At 54.3% G+C, this 20152-nt stretch carries 17 protein-coding genes, 1 tRNA gene and 1 pseudogene; 16 read left to right on the top strand and 3 right to left on the bottom strand.

Annotated features, from left to right (window positions below; translation table 11 throughout):
* Nucleotides 1–16 precede the first annotated feature (16 nt).
* The gene (locus AB1462_RS14610) at nt 17–229 is read right to left on the bottom strand and encodes a cold-shock protein (RefSeq protein ID WP_003234260.1); all 213 of its coding nucleotides are present in this window, start codon (nt 227–229) and stop codon (nt 17–19) included.
* A 289-nt stretch (nt 230–518) separates the two neighbouring features.
* Entirely contained in the window at nt 519–833 is a 315-nt protein-coding gene (locus tag AB1462_RS14605) for a hypothetical protein (RefSeq protein WP_090406561.1), read from the bottom strand.
* A 367-nt stretch (nt 834–1200) separates the two neighbouring features.
* Between AB1462_RS14605 and thrS the strand changes: the two genes are divergently transcribed.
* From thrS to AB1462_RS14535, 14 genes are all read left to right on the top strand, one after another.
* Nucleotides 1201–3123 (top strand): threonine--tRNA ligase, encoded by a 1923-nt coding sequence (gene thrS, locus AB1462_RS14600; protein WP_048719014.1) that lies wholly within the window; start codon nt 1201–1203, stop codon nt 3121–3123.
* Nucleotides 3123–3674, top strand: coding sequence for a translation initiation factor IF-3 (gene infC, locus AB1462_RS14595; RefSeq protein WP_015884933.1), 552 nt, complete (start codon nt 3123–3125; stop codon nt 3672–3674). Before thrS ends, infC begins: the two co-directional genes overlap by 1 nt.
* A gap of 60 nt (nt 3675–3734) precedes the next feature.
* Nucleotides 3735–3929: a 50S ribosomal protein L35 gene (gene rpmI / locus AB1462_RS14590; RefSeq protein WP_002553160.1), complete on the top strand. Its 195-nt coding sequence runs from the start codon at nt 3735–3737 to the stop codon at nt 3927–3929.
* Between the two features lie 29 nt (nt 3930–3958).
* Nucleotides 3959–4315: a 50S ribosomal protein L20 gene (rplT, locus tag AB1462_RS14585; protein ID WP_003174975.1), complete on the top strand. Its 357-nt coding sequence runs from the start codon at nt 3959–3961 to the stop codon at nt 4313–4315.
* Between the two features lie 109 nt (nt 4316–4424).
* Nucleotides 4425–5441 (top strand): phenylalanine--tRNA ligase subunit alpha, encoded by a 1017-nt coding sequence (gene pheS, locus AB1462_RS14580; protein ID WP_078733896.1) that lies wholly within the window; start codon nt 4425–4427, stop codon nt 5439–5441.
* A 26-nt stretch (nt 5442–5467) separates the two neighbouring features.
* Nucleotides 5468–7846 carry a phenylalanine--tRNA ligase subunit beta gene (gene pheT / locus AB1462_RS14575; protein WP_367247086.1) on the top strand — a complete coding sequence of 793 codons (2379 nt, stop codon included), beginning with the start codon at nt 5468–5470 and terminating at the stop codon, nt 7844–7846.
* Nucleotides 7847–7849: 3 nt separating this feature from the next.
* A complete protein-coding gene (ihfA, locus tag AB1462_RS14570; protein WP_002553164.1) occupies nt 7850–8152 on the top strand; it encodes an integration host factor subunit alpha in 303 nt (100 codons plus the stop codon).
* Nucleotides 8133–8489, top strand: a complete 357-nt coding sequence (locus AB1462_RS14565; RefSeq protein ID WP_003174972.1) for a MerR family transcriptional regulator — start codon at nt 8133–8135, stop codon at nt 8487–8489. Before ihfA ends, AB1462_RS14565 begins: the two co-directional genes overlap by 20 nt.
* A gap of 90 nt (nt 8490–8579) precedes the next feature.
* Nucleotides 8580–8656, top strand: a tRNA-Pro gene (locus AB1462_RS14560).
* A gap of 666 nt (nt 8657–9322) precedes the next feature.
* Nucleotides 9323–10228: a hypothetical protein gene (locus AB1462_RS14555; protein ID WP_367247085.1), complete on the top strand. Its 906-nt coding sequence runs from the start codon at nt 9323–9325 to the stop codon at nt 10226–10228.
* A gap of 325 nt (nt 10229–10553) precedes the next feature.
* Nucleotides 10554–12140: an SAVED domain-containing protein gene (locus tag AB1462_RS14550; protein ID WP_367247084.1), complete on the top strand. Its 1587-nt coding sequence runs from the start codon at nt 10554–10556 to the stop codon at nt 12138–12140.
* 46 nt (nt 12141–12186) lie between these two features.
* Entirely contained in the window at nt 12187–13356 is a 1170-nt protein-coding gene (locus tag AB1462_RS14545; protein ID WP_367247083.1) for a nucleotidyltransferase, read from the top strand.
* Nucleotides 13357–14362: 1006 nt separating this feature from the next.
* Nucleotides 14363–15487, top strand: a complete 1125-nt coding sequence (locus AB1462_RS14540) for a DUF4062 domain-containing protein (protein WP_367247081.1) — start codon at nt 14363–14365, stop codon at nt 15485–15487.
* 5 nt (nt 15488–15492) lie between these two features.
* Nucleotides 15493–17262, top strand: coding sequence for an alkaline phosphatase family protein (locus AB1462_RS14535; protein ID WP_367247080.1), 1770 nt, complete (start codon nt 15493–15495; stop codon nt 17260–17262).
* Between the two features lie 27 nt (nt 17263–17289).
* Here the strand turns inward: AB1462_RS14535 and AB1462_RS14530 are convergent.
* Nucleotides 17290–17574 (bottom strand): annotated as a pseudogene (locus tag AB1462_RS14530) (transposase); the annotation flags it as partial.
* A gap of 317 nt (nt 17575–17891) precedes the next feature.
* Here AB1462_RS14530 and AB1462_RS14525 point away from each other — a divergent pair.
* Both AB1462_RS14525 and AB1462_RS14520 read left to right on the top strand, forming a co-directional pair.
* Nucleotides 17892–19148, top strand: a complete 1257-nt coding sequence (locus AB1462_RS14525; protein ID WP_367247078.1) for an AAA family ATPase — start codon at nt 17892–17894, stop codon at nt 19146–19148.
* Nucleotides 19145–20032 (top strand): hypothetical protein, encoded by an 888-nt coding sequence (locus tag AB1462_RS14520; RefSeq protein ID WP_367247077.1) that lies wholly within the window; start codon nt 19145–19147, stop codon nt 20030–20032. Before AB1462_RS14525 ends, AB1462_RS14520 begins: the two co-directional genes overlap by 4 nt.
* The last annotated feature ends 120 nt before the right edge of the window (nt 20033–20152 follow it).

Genomic DNA, 20152 nt, shown 5'->3' with positions numbered 1-20152 from the left:
TTAGCTCAGCGGAGAATTACTCGCCGCGAACCTGTGCAGCTTGCATACCCTTTTGGCCTTTCTCAGCCACGAAGGAAACGGTTTGGCCTTCTTTCAGGCTTTTGAAACCGTCGCTTTCGATAGCTTTGAAGTGTACGAACAGGTCGTCACCGCCACCTTGAGGAGTGATGAAGCCGAAGCCTTTTTCATCGTTGAACCATTTAACGGTGCCGGTTTGGCGATTAGACATGGTGTATCTCCAAGAAACATATATTTTCAGTAGTGCTGTGCTGCTCAGGCCAACTGGGCACACTGGGCTATCATAGTCGAAATGTTCGACTTGGGAGCCCCCCCAAGGCATTGTTTGCTAATCAATAGCGTTGCGTTTGGTACTTGTGTCGGCTGAAAGCCCCGATCTACGGGGCTTTGGCGCGAAATATCAGCTGGTAAAAAAAGCCGTAAAAGCTGCGTAATTTGTGCGAAATGGCAGTTTTAAGGCTGTTTTTCTGGCAAAACGGCCGTCTGATCAGGGGCCGATCTTACTTTTTCTTCACGACTTTGCAGGACGAAATAGCCGCGACCGCTTTGTTTTTAAGCGCCGGGCTGGCGTTCTGGTTGGTCATGAGTTCCTTGATTTCCGCAGTGCTCAATTCGGCGTTGATCTTGTCGGCGCCGCATTCGCAGTGGGCTGTGGCAGTTTTCACGTCCACGTTCTGACTGGCTGCGGAAGTACAGTCTTTGACGAAGCTGTCACGGGCACCGGCTGGCCAGTTCGAAGGGGCCGCTGCTTGCGCGCCGAGGGAAAGCAGGGTCAGGGAAGCGGCGAGAGCGAGGGTCGAGGTAAAACGCATCATGGGATGCTCCTTTGGGTCGATGACGAACAGCGATTCTCAGTGGGTTTGAGGCGTGGCGTACAGCTCAAGTTCACTTTTGCAGCTATAAAGGCTGGAATTTGTGTTTGCATCGGATACTGCCGGCGCGATGACCGTTCATCTGTGCTAGCATCTTTGGCTTGGCTAATTCCGGGCGCGCCATTTGCCGCCTTGCCATGTTTCTTTTTAGCTCACTCCAGTCACTGTGGTTCGATTATCGGTTGGCCGAAAGGCTCCTGCCGCTGTAAGGCAGGCGTTCATCACTGAACGGCCTGGTGTTGGATCTTGTACTGGCTCATCCCAACCCACGTGACCTTTGGTAGGGGTCACCACTAGGAGAGGAGGCGCCATGCCAACTATTACTCTTCCCGACGGCAGTCAACGTTCATTCGATCATTCGGTTTCCGTAGCCGAGGTCGCCGCATCCATTGGTGCTGGCCTGGCCAAGGCCACCGTGGCCGGCAAGGTCGACGGCAAGCTGGTTGACGCCAGCGACCTGATCACCTCCGATGCCAGCCTGCAAATCATCACGCCCAAGGATCAAGAGGGGCTGGAGATCATTCGCCACTCTTGCGCGCACTTGATTGGCCATGCGGTCAAGCAGCTGTACCCAACCGCGAAAATGGTGATTGGCCCGGTCATCGACGAAGGTTTTTATTACGACATCGCCTATGAGCGTCCTTTCACTCCGGACGATCTGGCCGCTATCGAACAGCGCATGCACGCTCTGATCGAAAAAGATTACGACGTCATCAAGAAAGTCACCCCGCGTGCCGAAGTGATCGACGTGTTCACTGCGCGTGGCGAAGACTACAAGCTGCGCCTGGTGGAAGACATGCCGGACGAGCAGGCCATGGGCCTGTACTACCATGAAGAATACGTCGACATGTGCCGTGGCCCGCACGTGCCGAACACGCGCTTCCTCAAGTCCTTCAAGCTGACCAAGCTGTCTGGTGCCTACTGGCGCGGCGACGCGAAGAACGAGCAGCTGCAGCGGATCTACGGCACTGCCTGGGCTGACAAGAAGCAGCTGGCCGCCTATATCCAGCGTATTGAAGAAGCCGAAAAACGTGATCACCGCAAGATCGGCAAACGCCTGAACCTGTTTCATCTCCAGGAAGAAGCGCCGGGCATGGTGTTCTGGCACCCGAACGGCTGGACTCTCTACCAGGTACTTGAGCAGTACATGCGCAAGGTTCAGCGCGACAACGGTTACCTTGAGATCAAGACCCCGCAGGTCGTTGATCGCAGCCTGTGGGAGAAATCCGGGCACTGGGCCAACTACGCCGACAACATGTTCACCACCCAGTCGGAAAACCGCGACTACGCCATCAAGCCGATGAACTGCCCATGCCACGTGCAGGTGTTCAACCAGGGCTTGAAGAGCTACCGCGAGTTGCCGATGCGTCTGGCCGAGTTCGGTGCCTGCCACCGTAACGAACCATCGGGTGCGTTGCACGGCATCATGCGCGTGCGCGGTTTCACCCAGGACGACGCCCACATCTTCTGCACCGAAGAGCAGATGCAGGCCGAATCCGCTGCATTCATCAAGCTGACCATGGACGTTTATCGCGATTTCGGCTTTACCGAAGTCGAGATGAAGCTGTCCACTCGTCCGGAAAAACGCGTCGGCTCGGACGAACTGTGGGATCGCGCCGAAGCGGCTCTGGCCGCTGCGCTAGACAGTGCGGGCCTCGCGTACGATCTGCAGCCGGGCGAAGGCGCCTTCTACGGGCCGAAGATCGAGTTCTCGTTGAAAGATTGCCTTGGCCGTGTCTGGCAATGTGGTACCTTGCAGCTCGATTTTAACCTGCCGATCCGTTTGGGAGCCGAATACGTCTCCGAAGATAACAGCCGTAAACACCCGGTTATGCTGCACCGGGCGATCCTCGGCTCGTTCGAACGGTTCGTCGGTATCCTGATCGAGCACTACGAGGGTGCGTTCCCTGCGTGGCTGGCTCCGACTCAGGCAGTGATCATGAATATCACTGATAAACAGGCAGATTTTGCTGCTGAAGTTGAAAAAACTCTCAACGAAAGCGGATTTCGTGCCAAGTCCGACTTGAGAAATGAAAAGATCGGCTTTAAAATCCGCGAGCATACTTTGCTCAAGGTTCCCTATCTTTTGGTTATCGGAGATCGGGAAGTCGAGATGCAGACTGTCGCTGTGCGTACTCGTGAAGGTGCTGACCTGGGCTCGATGCCCGTCGCCCAGTTCGCTGAGTTCCTCGCGCAAGCGGTTTCCCGGCGTGGTCGCCCAGATTCGGAGTAATTATTATTAAGCGTGAAATGAGACAAGATAAACGAGCTGCACCGAAAGCCCCGATCAACGAGAATATCTCGGCACGCGAGGTTCGGTTAATTGGCGCTGACGGCGAGCAGATTGGCATCGTCTCGATTGATGAAGCGCTTCGTATTGCAGAAGAGTCCAAGTTGGACTTGGTGGAAATCTCCGCCGATGCAATCCCACCCGTTTGCCGGGTGATGGACTACGGCAAGTCGATCTTCGAAAAGAAGAAGCAGGTTGCCGCAGCGAAGAAGAACCAAAAGCAGATTCAAGTAAAAGAAATCAAGTTTCGTCCAGGGACGGAGGAAGGGGATTACCAGGTAAAACTGCGCAACCTGGTACGTTTCCTGAGTGATGGGGACAGGGCCAAGGTATCCTTGCGATTCCGCGGCCGTGAGATGGCCCACCAGGAGCTGGGGATGGAACTCCTCAAGCGGGTTGAAGCTGACCTGCTCGAGTACGGTTCGGTCGAACAGCATCCTAAGATGGAAGGACGCCAGCTGATCATGGTCATCGCCCCGAAAAAGAAGAAGTAATCAACAGGGCACGGCAGGCCTTCTGATTATGTTTATCAACTGAATGCGGAGTATCCGAACATGCCAAAGATGAAGACTAAAAGTGGTGCTGCTAAGCGGTTTCTGAAAACTGCTAACGGTATCAAGCACAAGCACGCTTTCAAGAGCCACATCCTGACCAAAATGTCGACCAAGCGTAAGCGTCAACTGCGCGGTAGCAGCTTGCTGCATCCGTCTGACGTGGCAAAAGTCGAGCGCATGCTGCGCCTTCGTTAATTTTGGATCAAGAATAGAGGAAGTAACTCATGGCTCGTGTAAAGCGTGGCGTCATTGCCCGTAAACGTCACAAAAAAATTCTGAAACTCGCTAAAGGCTACTACGGCGCGCGTTCACGCGTATTCCGTGTTGCCAAGCAAGCGGTAATCAAGGCAGGCCAATACGCCTACCGTGACCGTCGTCAGAAAAAACGTCAGTTCCGCGCTCTGTGGATCGCTCGTATCAACGCTGGTGCACGTGTTAACGGTCTGTCCTACAGCCGTTTCATCGCTGGCCTGAAAAAAGCGTCCATCGAAATCGACCGTAAGGTTCTGGCTGAACTGGCCGTGAACGAAAAAGCGGTGTTTGCTGCGATTGTCGAGAAAGCTAAAGCCACCTTGGCTTAAGTACCCCCGACAGTCACCCTGGGCTGCTCCTGTAGCCCAAGGTGGTAAACGTCATAAATAGGGGAAGAGCCTTCAAGCTCTTCCCCTATTTTGTATCTGGAGTCTGTACATGGAAAACCTGGACGCGCTCGTCGCTCAAGCTCTTGAGGCTGTGCAAAGCGCTGAAGATATCAATGCCCTGGAGCAAATCCGGGTTCACTACCTTGGCAAAAAGGGTGAATTGACTCAGGTGATGAAGACCCTGGGGAATTTGCCTGCTGAAGAGCGCCCGCAAGTCGGTGCGCTGATCAACGTCGCCAAGGAGCGTGTCACAGAGGTGCTCAATGCGCGCAAGGCGTCGCTCGAGGAGGCCGATCTTGCGGCCAGGCTCGCCGCCGAGTCCATTGATGTGACCTTGCCTGGCCGTGGCCAGGCCTCGGGCGGTCTGCATCCGATCACCCGGACTCTGGAACGTATCGAGCAGTTCTTCACCCACATCGGCTACGGCATTGCCGAAGGCCCTGAGGTCGAAGACGATTATCACAACTTCGAGGCGCTCAACATCCCAGGCCATCACCCGGCCCGGTCGATGCACGACACCTTCTATTTCAACGCAAACATGCTGTTGCGCACCCATACCTCGCCGGTACAGGTCCGCACCATGGAAGCGAACAAGCCGCCGATCCGCATTGTCTGCCCAGGCCGTGTGTACCGTAGCGACTCCGATATCACCCACTCGCCGATGTTCCACCAGGTCGAAGGCCTGCTGGTTGATCGCGACATCAACTTCGCCGACCTCAAGGGCACCATCGAAGAGTTCCTGCGGGTGTTCTTCGAGAAAGAACTGGCGGTGCGTTTCCGTCCATCGTTCTTCCCGTTCACTGAACCGTCCGCGGAAGTCGACATGGAATGCGTGATGTGCAGCGGTAAAGGCTGCCGCGTCTGCAAGCAGACCGGCTGGCTGGAAGTGATGGGCTGCGGCATGGTTCACCCTAACGTGCTGCGCATGTCCGGGATTGATCCGGAAGAGTTCTCGGGCTTTGCCTTCGGCATGGGCGTTGAGCGCCTGGCCATGCTGCGTTACGGCGTGAACGACTTGCGTCTGTTCTTCGACAACGACTTGCGGTTCCTCGCGCAATTTCGCTAGTCGTAACGAATCTTTAGGAGAGCAGGATGAAATTCAGTGAACAATGGCTGCGCGGCTGGGTAAGCCCGCAGGTAGATCGCGACACGCTGGTTGCGCGTCTGTCGATGGCCGGTCTTGAGGTCGATAGCGTTACGCCGGCCGCCGGTGTTTTCAGTGGTGTGGTCGTGGGCGAGGTGCTGAGCACCGAGCAACACCCCGATGCTGATAAGTTGCGTGTGTGCCAGGTCAGCAATGGCACGGAAACGTTCCAGGTCGTGTGCGGAGCGCCTAACGTGCGCCCGGGCCTGAAGATCCCGTTCGCCATGATCGGCGCCGAACTGCCGGGCGACTTCAAGATCAAGAAGGCCAAGCTGCGTGGCGTCGAGTCCAACGGCATGTTGTGCTCCCAGGCGGAGCTGCAAGTAGGCGAGGGCAATGATGGCCTGATGGAACTGCCGGCCGATGCGCCGGTGGGCCAGGACATTCGCGTCTACCTGGAACTGGAAGACGCCAGCATCGAGGTTGACCTGACCCCGAACCGTGGCGACTGCCTGTCCCTGGCAGGCCTGGCACGTGAAGTGGGTGCGCTGTACAACGCCCCAGTTACTCGTCCAGTGGTTGCCGCAGTGGCTGCGGTGCATGATGAAGTGCGTCCGATCGAAGTGCTGGCGCCAAATGCTTGCCCACGTTACCTGGGGCGTGTCATCCGCAACGTTGACCTGTCCAAGCCAACCCCGCTGTGGATGGTTGAGCGCCTGCGTCGCGCCGACGTGCGCAGCATCGACGCTGCCGTCGACATCACCAACTACGTGATGCTTGAACTGGGCCAGCCGCTGCACGCCTTCGATCTCGCCGAAATCAATGGCGGCATCCGCGTGCGCATGGCCGAAGAAGGCGAGAAGCTGGTTCTGCTCGACGGCCAGGAAGTCAGCCTGCGCGCCGACACCCTGGTGATCGCTGACCATTCCCGCGCCCTGGCGATTGCCGGCGTGATGGGTGGCGAGCACAGTGGTGTGTCCGCGACCACTCGCGACGTATTCCTTGAAAGCGCGTTCTTCGACCAGATTGCCATCGCTGGCAAGGCCCGCTCCTACGGCCTGCACACCGATGCCTCGCACCGCTACGAGCGTGGTGTGGACTGGAAGCTCGCCCGTGAAGCCATGGAGCGCGCCACTGGCCTGCTACTGGAAATCACCGGTGGCGAAGCCGGCCCGATCACTGAGACGGTCAGCGAACAGCATCTGCCGTCCGTTGCGCCGATCACCCTGCGCGCCAAAAGCGTTGAGCAAATGCTCGGCCTGGTCATCGCCCCGGCTGAAATCGAGCAACTGTTGTCGGCCCTCGGGTTGAACATTTCTACGGGTGGGGAAGGGCAGTGGCATGTTGAAGTGCCAAGCCATCGCTTCGATATCAGCCTGGAAGTTGATCTGATCGAAGAATTGGCTCGCCTGTACGGTTACAACCGCCTGCCGGTTCGTTATCCACAAGCGCGTCTGGCACCGCAGCCCAAGGCTGAAGCGCGTGCGCACTTGCCTGAGTTGCGTCGCCTGCTGGTTGCCCGTGGCTATCAGGAAGCGGTGACCTACAGCTTCATCGATCCAAAGCAGTTCGAACTGTTCAACCCCGGCGTCGAGCCGCTGCTGCTGGCCAACCCGATCTCCAACGACATGGCCGCCATGCGTTCGTCCCTGTGGCCAGGCCTGGTGAAAGCCCTTTCCCATAACCTGAACCGTCAGCAAGACCGCGTGCGCATGTTTGAAAGCGGCCTGCGGTTTGTCGGTCAACTCGACGGCCTGAAGCAAGAGCCAATGCTGGCCGGTGTTGTTTGCGGCAGCCGCTTGCCGGAAGGTTGGGCGCAAGGCCGTGATGCCGTGGACTTCTTCGACGTTAAAGCTGACGTGGAGGCGGTATTGGGCTTTGCCGGCGCACTGGACGACTTCACATTTGTGTCAGGTAACCACCCGGCGTTGCACCCTGGTCAGACGGCGCGTATCGAACGCGAAGGTCGCTTGGTGGGCTTCGTCGGCGCCATCCATCCAGAGCTGTCGAAAACCCTTGGGCTCGACCGCCCGGTCTTCGTCTTCGAGCTGGTCCTGGCTGAGGTGGCCTCGGGCAAGATGCCTAAGTTCAGCGAGTTGTCGCGCTTCCCTGAAGTGCGTCGCGACCTTGCCCTGATCGCCGATCGTGAAGTCGCCGCCACTGCCGTTCTGGATGTAATCCGTGAAAATGCAGGGGAATGGCTGACAGACCTCAGGCTATTTGACGTCTATCAGGGTAAAGGCATTGATCCGCATAGAAAAAGCCTTGCAGTTGGCTTGACCTGGCAGCATCCATCGCGCACTCTTAATGACGATGAGGTGAATACCACGACACAAAATATCCTCACCTCGCTCGAACAAAGGTTAAACGCCACGTTAAGGAAGTGACGTATGGGGGCTTTGACGAAAGCTGAGATGGCGGAACGTCTGTACGAAGAGTTGGGTCTGAACAAGCGCGAGGCCAAGGAATTGGTCGAGCTGTTTTTTGAAGAGATCAGACACGCTCTGGAAGACAACGAACAGGTCAAATTGTCCGGTTTCGGCAATTTTGACCTGCGGGACAAACGCCAGCGGCCTGGCCGCAATCCAAAAACGGGAGAAGAAATCCCGATCACGGCTCGCCGTGTGGTCACCTTTCGTCCAGGGCAGAAGTTGAAGGCCCGAGTTGAGGCTTATGCTGGAACCAAGTCATAACGACGAGCTACCCGTCATCCCTGGCAAACGCTACTTCACCATTGGTGAAGTCAGCGAGCTCTGTGCGGTAAAACCGCACGTGCTGCGCTATTGGGAGCAGGAGTTTCCTCAACTCAACCCCGTCAAACGCACCGGGAACCGTCGGTATTATCAGCGCCAGGATGTGCTGATGATCCGACAGATCCGTGCGTTGCTGTATGATCAGGGGTTCACCATCAGCGGCGCGCGCCAGCGTATGTCCGGTGATGAAGCCAAAGACGACACCACCCAATACAAGCAACTGATCCGCCAGATGATCTCCGAGCTAGAAGATGTGCTGGTGGTTTTGAAGAAGTGATACAGGCTTTTAAAATACTTCCACATTTCAAAAGCTTGCGGTATATTCCTGATCGCTTCGTTACGAAGCGAACCCAGTAACACGCCTAGTCGGGGCGTAGCGCAGTCCGGTAGCGCACTAGCATGGGGTGCTAGGGGTCGAGTGTTCGAATCACTCCGTCCCGACCATATTTTTCAATGAGTTAGCCCAATCTTCACCGGTTGGGCTTTTTCATATCTGAAAAAATACTCCCACATTTACTCCCACGGATATCTTGGATCTCGGTAGCTATGCCATCTGAGAGGCGTTCGAGTCTTGTGTCCCCCGGACAGCCCCTACCGGTGCAAGAACCTGAAGAAGCGAAGATGTTCGTTAATGAGTTGCCGATCTGGACAGTCCGCTAGGCAAGCTTCGGGCGATGGCTGTAGGTAACGCGGAGCTCTCTGTTGCTGGTGAAGTGATCCGGGCATTCGCTCAGACTTCGGTAGAGTCATCGAATATCACATGATTCCAGCGGCGGAGGTTCGTGTCGATGGGTGTTATGAACTTCCTGGTGATGGAGACATAGGGACGATCAGCGCAGTAACCATGTTTTTTGGAGAGAACGACCTTGACTGTATTTACAGGCTTCGGGTTCACCACGCTATGTGGCGCGGCTCAGCGTCAACCGCAACCACCCAAGCACTGCATCGATAGCTTTAACAACTAGCACAGTATTTTCAGCTTAAAAAAATCTCAATGTGCCCCCAATTTTGCCCCCACTAAAATGCCGTAGACGAGCGATCACGAATGGCGATTCCCTGCATGATAGTTGGGAGCAATGTGCGGCCGATATCGCGTTGTCTGAAAATCGAATGAATGCGATCGTGCGACCTGCACGGCGGGATTCAGATGAGGTGCGTACCGGCTTCGTTGCGAACGAGCAGGAGGCCTATTGCTCAGCACTGGACCTGTCCCAGCTGGACGACGTGATCGAGCGTTATCGGCGCCTGCGGAACGAGCGCGTTTTTGATTGTTTCCAGTGGTGGAAAGAGGTGAGGAACTATTACGACTACGAGACGACCCATCATCTCGTGGAAGGCATCGTGAAGTACGAATGCGAAGATGGTGCACGGCGCGACCGCTTTCCTTACACACGCCTTTTGTTGCAGCGCTCGACGCAGGCGCCGCATCTGGCAGAAATCCTGTTCAGGAAAATCCACTCTTCACGTTATGCGTGCCTGCTGCTCCGCGAAAGGGCGACCAGTCATATCGGATTGATCCAGATGCATGAGTGGTTGCACCGAGCCGCTCAGCGGTTGTCGGACCGTTACGACTACGATAGGGCTTGGCAGCAATTGGTGTTCGCCCAGGCCCTTGAAGTGTATGCGATCGCCCATGATGAGCCGATTGACGCAGAGGCGGCCAAGGACACTGTGCTGGCGATTGGCGGGTGGCTTGAGCTGTATGAAGAGACGCGATCGTCTGCAAGGAAGTCGCGCATTCTAGAGCAACTGGCCACGCTGGACTTCGAGGCTGAAAGGATTGTCTGGATTCCAGAGATTTTCCGAGTGGCCGTGATGGCGGCCAACGCCGGCCAGTTAAAGCTTGCGCAGCGTCTCGTGAAGTATGGCGCTTCCTGTAAACGCAGCCATTCCTCTGTCTCATTTGAGCCGCTGGACCAGTTGATTGAGCTTAAAGCGATTGCCGACGACGCGACCCTCAACGATAAGGAACGGATTGCCAGGCTGGACGCGTTCCTCGACGACGCCACGCAATGAAAGATTGCGACATTTCAAGAGCGGTTGAGCTATCTCAAGCCGCCAAGCAGATCGAGATGCGTACCGGGAAATGGATCCAATTACTTCCCCTTTTTTTGGTGGTTGCATGTACAGTGATAGCATTGTGCGCGGAGCAGATGCGGTTTCTATCCTTTCTCACTTGGCACTACATGTTGTGTTGTATTGTTTTTGTATTGGTATATGTTGTGTTTATGATCTGATGATGGCATATTTTGTCGAAGGCTAACTGATCTTCGCCGCTAGGAACATGAGCTGAAGAGTTTTGGTTAGTTTCCATGACCTTGGCAGGTAGTAGGGGTGGTATGTGTCGGTACCTCTTGATGCGATGTATGACCAACAGCTACGTGCCGCGCTTGAGGCATGGCAACACTCTTCGACCAGTCGCGTGGTTCTGGCAACGGAAGCCGGTGGCTGGAGGTTTGCTTTTTTTCGGTTCGACGCAACCACCTATGATCCGCAAGAAGCCATCACCGGGGATTTCGGAGTTTTATCCAGAGACCTGATCTTGCAATGGGCAGGCGACAAACAACTCGTCGCCAAGCTTGAATATGCGGTAATGGACGACCTACCACATGTATCTGTTAACACTGAGTTGTTCGCGACTCTACTGCTTGCATCTATGCCCGCTAAGGCAACAAAGAAAGCTGTCCGGGCATTTCTGACGCAGCGCGACGCTCTGCTGGAAGACATGAAGCGCCCCAACCTGCCGGGCGAAGTCATCAATTGGGTTTTCGCAAGGTCAGCCGGGATCTGTGAATTCGAGGGCTGCCCCGCGGAGCTGTTCAGGGATAACCTAGGCAACTACGGGTACTACGGTTACCTCGCCCACATCGTTGCAGCCAAGCCAAAAGGCCCGCGCGGTGATGACCACCTGTCAGCAGAACTGGCGCAGTCACCCTCGAATATCATGCTGTGTTGTGACATCCATCATCGGCTGATCGATAAGGTCGATCCGGATAGTTTTAGCCGGGAACGACTTCAGGGAATGGTCGCCACTAGGGTCAACTGGCGTACCCATCAAGCAGCTAGTTTGTCTTACCCGATTGTGCATGCCTTGGCATTCATAGGTGATATCGCCGGTCGCACAACGACATACTCACAGCACGATGGCCGGCAGGCCTTGTTGGCCGCGCACCTTACGCCTGTGAGCGAACGTGTGGCCGAATATCTCTTACGCGATGCCCAAGGCGGGAACGATGTAAACGATCCCGGATATTGGGCTAACTTCTTGCGAGTTTTCCGGGCACAAATTCTCCACATCTATACCGCGATCAGGGGCGATGGTGCGTTCGGTGCTCAAGCCCAGGAGCTCGCAGTCTTCCCACTGGGCAACATGCCGGCAATGCTGCTAGGCGGGTGGTTGGTGGGAGAAGCGAGACGAGTAGAGCTGTTTAGCTTCCGACGTAATCCGGGAACGTGGGTACGCCCTGACGATTCCGAGCCTGCTGTGAAATTCGAGTGGACTAAGCCCCCAAGCGTGAAAGTTGGCTCGCATGTCTTGATCACTCTGGAGATTACCTCAGAAATTACCGATGCAGCGCTAACGGCGGAAATGCTGAACATGCCCCGCATACGGATTTTTTCCACCACCTATGGTGTTGATGTTGTGGCACCCAAAGAGGCGATGGAGAGATTCAGAAATACCTGCCAGGAAGCATGGGCATATGCGGTCGATGTGCTCCACGCCTCAGAAATTTCAATTTGTACGATCGCCCCTGCGGCGGCAATTTTTGCTCTCGGCATGAAGCTTCAGTCGCGTTTGCACCCGCGAATCCACATGTTCCAAATGGCTCCTAAAGCCTTGCCGTTCCACGCCTTCACTTTGGACAGGCATGCGATTAGCGTGCCGCCGCATGCACCTGGCAGCGTGCTCCAGTTGGATGCCTGCTGAGTACGAGCAACATCTTTTCAACATTACCTTCATGAGGGCTTTCCACATGGACATCGAAGAACGCAGCTTGCTTGTAGCAGTAGAGGCTTTAGAGCTTCCGGCCAGTGCTTACGAGAAAGCGGTACAGCGGTATAAATCACTGGGCGAGTGGTTCAGCCGACCTGAATCAACCCTCGCCACGAACGATCCCCACATTTTTGTTCAAGGGTCGTTCGCTTTGGGTACGGCCATCCGCCCGTTACTTGTGGGAGAGAGCTACGACTTGGATCTATCGTGCAAATTGAGGGAGGGTATTTATCCGCAGACTCACAGCCAGTCGGATCTGAAGGAGTTGGTGGGAATTGAGTTGGAGGGGTACCGCGAAGCTAAGCGTATTCAGGAAGCTCTGGAAGAAAAGAATCGATGCTGGCGTCTCTATTACCAGGATGGGGTCAGCTTCCATATGGACGTTGTGCCCGGAGTTCCCGTGGAGGAAGGTAGGCGTCAGGAGCTGGCTATCTCCATGGAGAGCTATGGCGTCAAGCAGGTGCTAGCTCGAGATGTTTCTAATCTTGCAGTCTACATCACCGACAAACGCCGTCCAGATTATAAGGACGTCAACGCTGGCTGGATGGTCAGCAATCCGGACGGATACTGCAAATGGTTCGAGTCCAAGTCAGAGCCAGTTTTTGAAAAAGGATTGGTCACGCTGGAAGCGCAAGTTGATGAGGTCCCGTTTTATCAACGAAAGACAAATCTTCAGCGGGCAATTCAATTGCTCAAGCGTCATCGTGATGTGATGTACCGTGACAATCCCGACTCAAAACCAATTTCAGTCATCATCACCACGCTGGCGGCGCAAGCCTATCAGCCTGGTGGCTCATTGAGGGATGCCGTCGCCTCTTGCCTCGCCGGCCTTAGTGCCTTTGTGGCCAGTAATTCCGACACTGTGCCGAATCCGGTGAACCCTAAGGAGAACTTCGCCGATCGCTGGAAGATGCCTGAGGGGGAGAAAGATCGATTGAAAGAGCACTTCCACCTCTGGGTTCGCCAGGCTCTTAAAGATTTCAAGCAAATCAAGGATCTGGATGGGCAACGTCTGGTGGAGCACATCGAGGATTGTTTCGAAACGCCGACCTCGACCGTCGCTCTGGGCATTGCGTCAGCACCGCCTCAGGTCGCCGCCCCTGCCATTGTAGTTTCTCAGCCGCCTCGTCCCTGGGTTCGCAGCGGTTGATTAAGCATGGTTCGATGATCGAATCATTTTTGGCCGACTACCCGCGTATGAGGTTTAGGCCGACGGTGGACGGAACGATTTCGCTTGTCGGCCGATTGCCATTTTCTGCGTCAGCTGCGGGGCTTCCCGTTGTAACTGACGAGTACCGGATACGGATCGACATCATTGATCCGTTGGACAAGGCGCTTCCTGTCATCTACGAGACTGGAGGAAGAATTTCATCTGCCAGAGACAATCACGTAAATCCGGATAGCTCATTGTGCCTAGGATCACCGCTTAGCCAACGGCTGCAGCTGTGTGCCACACCGACCCTTACTCGTTTTGTCGAGCTGTGTTTGGTGCCGTTTCTGTATGCGCAGTCGTTAAGGGAGAGGGGCATTGCTAATTTTCCTTTCGGGGAGCTTGCACATGGTTCCCAGGGGCTGATCGACGACTACAGGATGATATTTGGAGTGAAGGATACTGGCGTCCTCATGGGATTGCTTGATCTGCTTTCAAGGAAGCGCAGAAGGGCTAACAAGCTACCGTGTCCATGTGGGTGTGGCCGTCGATTCGCTTGTTGTAGGCTACATGCAACTGCCCATCAAGCGAGGGGATCTCTGTCTCGCTGGGATATCAAGCGAGCCTATAAAGAACTTCGGGAGCAAATTTAGACTTGATTCAGTTCTGAAATATTGGCTTGACTAGGTGCCGTTTCAGCGCAAACAGTTAATGTCAGAAGCCATGCTCTCAGGGTCGGAGCTATGCGTAGATGATTCACTTTGAAGTCGTGAAGGACCGGCTGAACCCATAGTCAAAAGTGGACGCTCAGCATAAGCAGCATCGCGTACTAATTTAACTCACCTGAGCCCGGCAAGTACGTCACCAAATCGGCGCCCAATAACCGGGCAGGTGTTTAGGCATCGTCAATCGGACGTGGCTGTAGTAGGTAATCGACCATTGCCAACGCCGCGTCTATTCATTGATCAAAGAGTTTTGAAGCCTCGGAATTGGGGCAGGAGCAGGGATGGCCCAGTCAAAGAGAATCAAAGTAATGCTGTCCAGTCGTTGTAACGATCGCTTTCCCGCGGACAGCGATCAAACGCTCAGCAATATCCGAGAGCAACTCAAACGTGAGATAGAGAGCACGAAGCTATTTGGCAAACAGGTATTTGAAGTTTGGATTAACGAAGATGCACCTCCTGCGGACGGAATGCAGGACAGTTGGGACGCCTGTTTGCAAGCCGTGAGGGACTGCGATGTGCTACTAGTGCTGTCCAACGGCAATGCCGGCTGGGCCAGTGGTGACGGCAACATTGGTATTTGCCATGCGGAGTACATGGAGGGGCTCGCCACCACTAGGGGGAAGGTGCGCTTCATCGCTATGCCAAACATCCCATTAGACGATGGCCGGGAAGCTGAGGCAGCACGTAACCAGCGCTTCCAGGCGTTTATTGCACAGCAGACACCCTTTAGGGGGGGACTGGTCTCTACTGTGGATCAACTGCGTACACGAGTTCAGGAAGCGCTTCTTGATGCGTTGGTTGTTCTGACCCAGCGTGGTGTAACCGCCGCGGCTTCGAGCCGTTTCGATATGGGCCAGGCGCTGGATTGGACACGGATGGATTTCCGTCAGCGCAAACGAGCGATGGAGAGGGTGTTACTGCAGGCGCTCAATGGTGACAAAGACCCTGCTAGCGAAGCGTTCGCCATTGTTCCAATGGCTGGAGTGAATGTCGTTGTGTTTGTCCATGCAATCCCGGCTGCGTTCACGGTTGCTGCTGCGCGTGAGCTGGTGGGTAAGCCTTTTCTGCGTGACCATGTGCATGCTGATCTGTTGAAAGGTGCAGAAGGACCGTTGCATTTAATCGCCTGTCACCGTGGAGCGACAGAGACTCAGGCCACTGCGTTGTTAGGCTTTCCTGATGCTACGGTTGTCAGCGGTTCCTTCGGTATTTTTGTCGCTGATGATGTACAGAAAGTACAGTTTGCCTTCCTGGCCAACTGTCGCGATGCGTCGCAAACGCGCCATGCGCTCCAGCGTTTTAGGGAATGGTTGGATCAAACAGGTGAAGCGCAAATTCTGGCCAAGAGAGCCGCTTCACGCGCCAAGATTGTCAAAGTTATTGCCGCCGAACTTGAAGGGAGATAACAGGGATGTCAAAAGCACTTTTTACTGTGGGGCCCGTGTTGTCCTTCCGAGGCGTCAGCAAAACCGGGCAGTGGCAGGTGACCGCGTTAGTCGGAGTTGTAGCTGGCGCCGCATTTCCTGTTCTTTCTGTTGACGGCCAGGCTTGTCCGACGCCGAAGGTTTTGCTGGAGCGTCCGAAAGAAACCATCCTTCGTTACGACCTGAGCTGTGATCAGCAGGCGCAGGAGCGAACAGTAAAGTTTGGTGTAGGGCAGGAAGGGCCGCAATGGCAGTTCTCCATTCCCGGTCGAGACTATGCCCCAAGAATGGCCTACGTCTCTTGCAATGGCTTTTCGGACCCTAGTGGGATGCGCAAGTTGGTGCGCCCTGAAAACGCCGTATGGGCTGACCTGATCAGCAATCATGACAGTGACTTGCGTGCTGCAGGTTACGTGCTGGACAAGGAACAGCTTTGGCACGAAGGACGAATTCATGACAAGGGCTTGAAGCGGTTCCAATTGCTGCTGATGGGGGGCGACCAAATTTACTTTGACTCGATTTGGGAGGATGTGAAGTCTCTCAAGAAATGGGTCGGACTGTCGCGCAAGGAGCAATTGGCGTTCAAGGTAAGCGCGGCGTTGGAGAAAGAGATCGAGTCCTACTATTTCGGGCTCTATGCCAATCGTTGGCTGCCAGATACGCGGCGTGACTGGGGGCACCCAAAGCCGAATCTTGATGCAGCTGATGCGATGGCGAGAATCCCTACAGTGATGATGTGGGACGACCATGACATCTTCGACGGTTGGGGGTCCTACAGTCCGGCTATGCAGCACTGCGAGTTGTTCCAGGTGCTGATGCGTCATGCGCGCAAGGCTTTCTGGGTGTTTCAGTTGCAGCATGCCCTTGATGATTTGCCGCCATTGCAATTGCTCCAACGTGCAAACGTTTCCCAGCAGGACCCACAGTATGAGCCGGTGCAATGGAGTGCTCGATTAAATGGAGATCGATTGGCCTTGCCGCTCTTGGATGGTCAGCCGGGCTTTAGTTTCGGCTATCACTTGGGGCCGGTATCGTTGTTTGTTGCTGATCTGCGCACTGAGCGTTCACGTACCCAAGTACTGGGGGCCGATACCTGGACTGCTATGCAGGCTTGGCTCAACACGCTCCGTGACGGTAAGCCTGCTCATCCGGGAAGCAAATGTCAGCACTTAATCTTCATGTCCTCGGTTCCGGTCGCGCACCCCAAATTGTCGCTGGCTGAAGGGTTGCTCGATACGTTTGGGCAGGATCATGTGCTCGACAGTAATGCTGATGACCTTAAGGATCATTGGTCGCACGGGGATCACGAAGGGGAGCGTAAGCGACTCCTGGAGTCGCTGACTCGTATTGCTGAGCAGAGAATGCTGCGTGTATCCATTGCTTCTGGGGACGTGCATGTCGCGGCTTGGGGCAGTTGCTACCGAAGGGATATTCCGCCAACGTCGAACTGGGCGCAGATTCAGCAATTTACTTCGTCAGGTGTGGTGCATCCGTCGTTGATTGGAGTGGCCGAACGGCTTTTTCTTCAGTTGCTGAACCATACCGCCAGCAAGGTCCAATCCATCGATGTGCAGCACTGTGTCGAGATGATGTTGTTCCCCGGTTTTAATCGGTATGTGATGCCTGCTCGGAACTGGTTGGCGTTTGAGCTGGACATGGGCGGGGAGACGGGATGCAAACTGTGGGCGACTTGGCGTTGTGAAACTGAGGTAGGTTTTTCCAACCATCTGCAAGCGGTGCATCCGGCTCAGAAGTAGAGCTCCTCATTTGCACAGCAGTTGTATCAGGCAAAGCCGTCGTATGGAATAGTCGCCCGCTCGATGCTTGATAAAGGCGTACTTCAGCCGCACTCCTTGGCAACGTACGCGGCGGCCTTTTGTTTAGATGTCTCGCTCTTCAATGACTCGCTTGAGTTCCGCTCGGAGACGACGCGGTTCAGCGCGCTGATCATCGTCCTGCTGCCTCTCCTCTTGAGTTTTGCTGTAGCGCTTTATCCAGGCGTAGAGGCTATGCGTCGACACACCAAGACGTGCCGCCACATCAGCGACACGCAGCTTCTTTTCGGTCACTTAATTGACCGCTTGGATTGTGAGTTCTTCGGGGCAACGCGGGTTGCTCATGGCACCTCCTAAATGGCCTCAGCATAGGCTGGAGATGTCTACGATGCTGGGGGCAGTCCAGCCCGCAGAAATCATAGCAAGGGTTCGCGGAGGCGTTTTTACACACTCTGGGCCAGCAGCGGCCGTTGACGGAGGCCTTAGTTCTTACCCTTGGTTGGCAATCAGGTTTATCTTGGAAATTGGGACTAATCGTTAACTTTGGCTTATTTAAGCTGCTACGCTAACCACTGCTCAAATTTTCCGGTGAGCGGCCGTCAGGGTTTCCTATGTACATCGACAGAATATTTTTGCGGAATTTCCGCAGCTTCCGAAAAACCCAAATAGATCTTGTTCATCCCGATCAGAATTTTGAACAGCTCGGAATGCCGGCTCCCAAGCTGAAAAACGTCAATCTATTATTGGGCAATAATGGCGCAGGCAAGACTACGCTCCTGAAGGCGATATCATTGGCTTGCCTTGGGCCAGCAGTTGGTCAGTCGGGTATCTACCCCTATCGACTGATCCGCCGTGAACCTGAAACATACCAGTCAAAAAAAAATGGAGGAAACTCGGCTAGAGCGTCGATCTCGGCCTTTTTTACTCCGCATCATCAAGACCGAGTGCCTAAAGGCATCTCATCCCTTGAGTCTGAAACCCTCATAAATCTCCGGGGAGATCTCGAGTATATTGAGTGGGCTCATTTAGACGAAAAGGTCTGGCATCCCATTTTTAGCTCAGAGTCGGACGCATTCTTCTTCGTAGGCTACGGCGCAATGCGCCGTGTGGAGCAAAAGGAAAATTTCGACTCAGGAATGCGGCATAGCCGCATATTCGTTCGTGCTCAGCGGATACAAAGCCTCTTTGAAGACACCTATTCTCTAGTGCCTCTCTCGAGTTGGCTACCAGGGTATAAAGCCGAGAATAAAGGGCGTTATACGCAGGTAGTTACCCTCCTTAATAAACTAGTTGGAACAGGGCATTACAAATTTACTGGTGAGATAGAGTCAGGGGAGTACCTTTTTGAGCGGGGGGGGCTTAAGGTACCGTTCCGTGCTCTCTCAGATGGATACCGAGCTTATCTGGGTTGGGTCGGGGATCTGCTTTACCACATTTGCACCACATGCCCGAGCGGCAAGCGACTCGACGAGAACCAAGGGATTGTGATGATTGATGAAATTGACCTTCATCTGCATCCTCAATGGCAGCAATCTGTGTTACCAACACTTGCAGCAGCTCTTCCAAAAATCCAATTCATCGTGACTTCGCATAGCCCTCTGATAGTCGGCTCTTTGGAGTGGATGAACATCATTACCATGAAGTCTGGCCCCTATCAGTCTAGCAACCTAAAAAGAATTAGTAGTGCCGTTCATGGCCTGGACGCCGATCAGGTACTTCTCACCGATTTTTTTGGGCTGGGTTCAACTCGAGCATCGGCTGCTAAGCGCACCCTAAAGTCGCTGAGCCTAAAAGCAAGGCAGGGTGATACGGATGCTGCGTTTGCACTACTCGCACAAATGAGTCGAGGCATGGAGTCGACCGAATGATAGCTTACCGTATAAGCCTAGCCCAACTCGAAAGTCTTATAGATGCCGAAGTCACTGGATGGCGCACTCGTGCGGATGACCGCACAAAGAAGTTTAAGATAGCTGGTAAATATGATGAACCTAGCACGATTTGGAGCGAGATAAAGGTTGTGTACATGCGGCTGCAAGGTGAAGCCAAGTGCGTGTACTGCGAGCGAAAGTTAGAAGGAGAGGAGCGTGGCAAGGCTGAACATGATGTCGAGCATTTCCGTCCTAAAAGCAGCGTTCGCACATGGAAAATATCTGCCGCACTGAGTAAGCAAGGCGTTTCACTTACTCAACCTGGTAAGCCGGCACCTGGTTATCACCTACTACCCTACCATCTGTTCAACTACAGCGCTGCTTGTAAACCTTGTAATAGTGCTATTAAAAGCGATTGTTTTCCTATCGCGGGTACTTACCAGTTCACCGGGGATGATCCTATCGCTCTTTTGGGGGAGCAACCGCTGCTAGTTTACCCCATTGGAGATTTTGATCATGATCCAGAAGAGTTAATTGGCTTTCACGGTATATCGCCTCAGGCGATTCCCCAACAGGGATACAAGAGACATAAAGCCCTTACAACCATTGCCTTCTTTGAGCTAGATGATCCTATAGGTCGGAAGAACTTAGTTAGGGGGAGAGCTCACGTGATTACCACGTTATATCCTCAGCTTTTGACTTTTGCTGGAAATGAATCAGCGAATAAAAAGGCAATAGCCAAAATGCTTATTGATGGCTTTACATCGCCGAAGTCGGAGCATACTAATTGCGCAAGATCATTCCGAACTTTATTTAATGCGGATCCTGATGAGGCCGAGCGGATATTTGAAGCTGCTGCGAGATTCATCGACTCTAGCTCTTAAACGGTTTCCACTCCCTAAAATGCCAAGCTAAGCTCAGAAATTTGATTTCCTATGAATAAAAAGTATATCAGGGTGTGAGTTGCGCGAAGCTTCATATATGCATTTGAATGCATTCTAACG

Source organism: Pseudomonas sp. SB113 (assembly GCF_040754745.1).
GTDB lineage: Bacteria > Pseudomonadota > Gammaproteobacteria > Pseudomonadales > Pseudomonadaceae > Aquipseudomonas > Aquipseudomonas grimontii.
The sequence above is the reverse complement of the archived record's forward strand: the minus strand, read 5'-3'. Positions and strand labels throughout refer to the sequence as shown.